Source organism: bacterium endosymbiont of Bathymodiolus sp. 5 South (genome assembly GCF_900128535.1).
Taxonomy (GTDB): domain Bacteria; phylum Pseudomonadota; class Gammaproteobacteria; order PS1; family Pseudothioglobaceae; genus Thiodubiliella.
In genome coordinates this window covers 10,206-12,338 of record NZ_FQTR01000058.1, presented here as the reverse complement: position 1 = coordinate 12,338, position 2,133 = coordinate 10,206, and the positions used below count along the sequence as shown (strand labels likewise).

General features: G+C 34.8%; 2 protein-coding genes and 1 pseudogene. All 3 read left to right on the top strand.

The window, feature by feature from the left end:
* On the top strand, positions 1 to 906 hold a 906-nt coding region (locus BBROOKSOX_RS06535), incomplete at its 5' end, for a vWA domain-containing protein (protein WP_218973707.1).
* The gene (locus BBROOKSOX_RS06530; RefSeq protein WP_139660419.1) at positions 888 to 1,838 is read left to right on the top strand and encodes a vWA domain-containing protein; all 951 of its coding nucleotides are present in this window, start codon (positions 888 to 890) and stop codon (positions 1,836 to 1,838) included. The genes BBROOKSOX_RS06535 and BBROOKSOX_RS06530, both read left to right, overlap by 19 nt.
* A pseudogene (locus BBROOKSOX_RS06525) lies at positions 1,835 to 2,133 on the top strand (hypothetical protein); the annotation flags it as partial. The gene BBROOKSOX_RS06530 and the pseudogene BBROOKSOX_RS06525, both read left to right, overlap by 4 nt.

Here is a 2,133-nt window from a genome sequence, read left to right as displayed (position 1 = left end):
AGGAGTTTCTTTGTGTTTAGTTTTGAATATCCCTATGTATTGGCACTCATTATTGTTGTATTCGCTTGTTTGTTTTTTTGCCAAGAGAAAAAATTATCTATTTATTTTCCATACAGTGAAAACTTAAAAACCCTTGTAAAGTCTAAGCAATTGTTGCGCAACAGCCTAAAATTTTTAGCCCTCAGTTTGGTTATTATTGCCCTTGCCAGCCCGATTACAACCAAGGAGATAATACTTGATAATAGCAAAGGTTATGAAATTTCATTAATTTTAGATGCCTCTGGGTCAATGCAAGAAAGCAATAAGTTTGGGGTTGTTAAGAAAATTTTGGTGGATTTTATCAAACAGCGTAAGACCGATAAATTAGCATTGAGTATTTTTGCAGATTTTGCTTATACTGCCGTGCCTTTGACTTATGACAAAAAAAGTATTATTGAAATACTCAGCCATATTGATGTAGGCATTGCTGGGCAGCAAAGAACGGCACTTTACGAGGCTTTATTTTTAAGTTCCAAACTTTTTAAAGGTTCTCATTCTAAAGAAAAGATTGCCATTTTGTTGACGGATGGTATAGACAACGCAGGCAGTGTGCCGCTTGAAGTGGCAATGAACCGTGCAAAAAGTAACAAAATAAAAGTGTATACCATTGGCATTGGTAACGCAGGAGATTTTAATGCTGGGATCTTGAGAGAGATTGCACAAGGCACAGGTGCTGAATTCTTCTCAGCCAATAGCATCCAAGGCATAAAAGACATTTATATGCGAATCAATCGATTAGAAAAAAGTAAAATAAACATTAACAAATACGAAAAGAAAGCTTATTATTTTTACTACCCCCTAGGTTTGGCGTTAATGCTTTTATTTCTTTATTTTTGGCAGAGAAACACATGGATTTTGAACAAATAGAATTACTTTACACTCTCATTCTAGTGGCTATATTGTGGTTTTTTATTCACCACAAGACAAGCAATCTTGAGGCTTTGTTTGCGCCCGAAGTGCTGGAGAAAATCAGTTTGGACAAGCATGGGATGCGCCTAAAAACACGCCTTAAGTTGCTATTATTATCCATTATTTTAATTTTATTGGCACTAAGTCAGCCAACCCTTGACAAAGGGGAAATTAAGATAAAAAAACACTTGAGTGACTTAGTAGTGGCAATGGATATGTCGTATTCTATGTTGGCAAATGATGTTTACCCAAGCCGCTTTGAATTTGCAAAAAACAAACTGTTACATAGTCTGGATAAAATTAGAGATCGGCAGGTTGCCATTTTAGGGTTTACCAGTCAGACTTTTTTAATTTCCCCTTTAACGGATGATTTTTCCAGTCTTAAATTTTTAATTAAAAATTTACGCACAGACAGTATTAATTTAAAAGGCACCGACATACGCAATTTATTACAAGCTGCCAGTGATTTGACAGGCACAACAAAAAATAAGCAAATATTGCTATTGACCGATGGTGGCGATGACGCTAATTTTAAAGAGGCGATTGCGTATGCAATAAAGCACAATCTACAAATTTTTATCTTTGATATCGCTAGCAAGAGTGGTGGCAGTATGCGTACTGAAAATGGGCTTTTAAAAGACCAGGACAATAATATTGTTGTTGTTAGAGAAAATCCAAATATTAAAACATTAGCAATGCAAACAGGTGGAAAGTATCTTAAATATTCTTTAAATAATAACGATTTGTCAGATTTTATTAATACTTTTGATCGGCACAATAACAGCAAGGAGGTAAAAATTAATCAAAAACGCCAACTGTTTTATTACCCTTTGTTACTTGCCTTGCTGCTGTTGTTTGTTGTCTTTTTTTCCTTACCTAGAAAACCATGAAATTTATTTTTTTCGTCTTATTGTCAATGAATGTAGAGGCAGGATTGTTGGATTTTTTGCACATTGAGCAAGCTAATAGCGCTTACCAAAAGCAAGATTATGAAGCGGCCGCAGAAAAATTTTCCGATATTGACAATGACGCTGCACACCTAAACCAAGCAAATAGTCTTTATAAGCAAGGTTTATACGAGCAAGCATTGGAACAATATCAAAGCGTTAAAGACAAAGAATTGGACTTTAATCGTTTGTATAATATGGGTAATACTTACGCTAAATTGCAAAAAATTGATGAGGC

Bases quoted from the DNA above. Each gene is read 5' to 3' on its own strand.
- BBROOKSOX_RS06530 (WP_139660419.1), top strand. From the start codon at position 888: ATGGATTTTGAACAAATAGAATTACTTTACACTCTCATTCTAGTGGCT.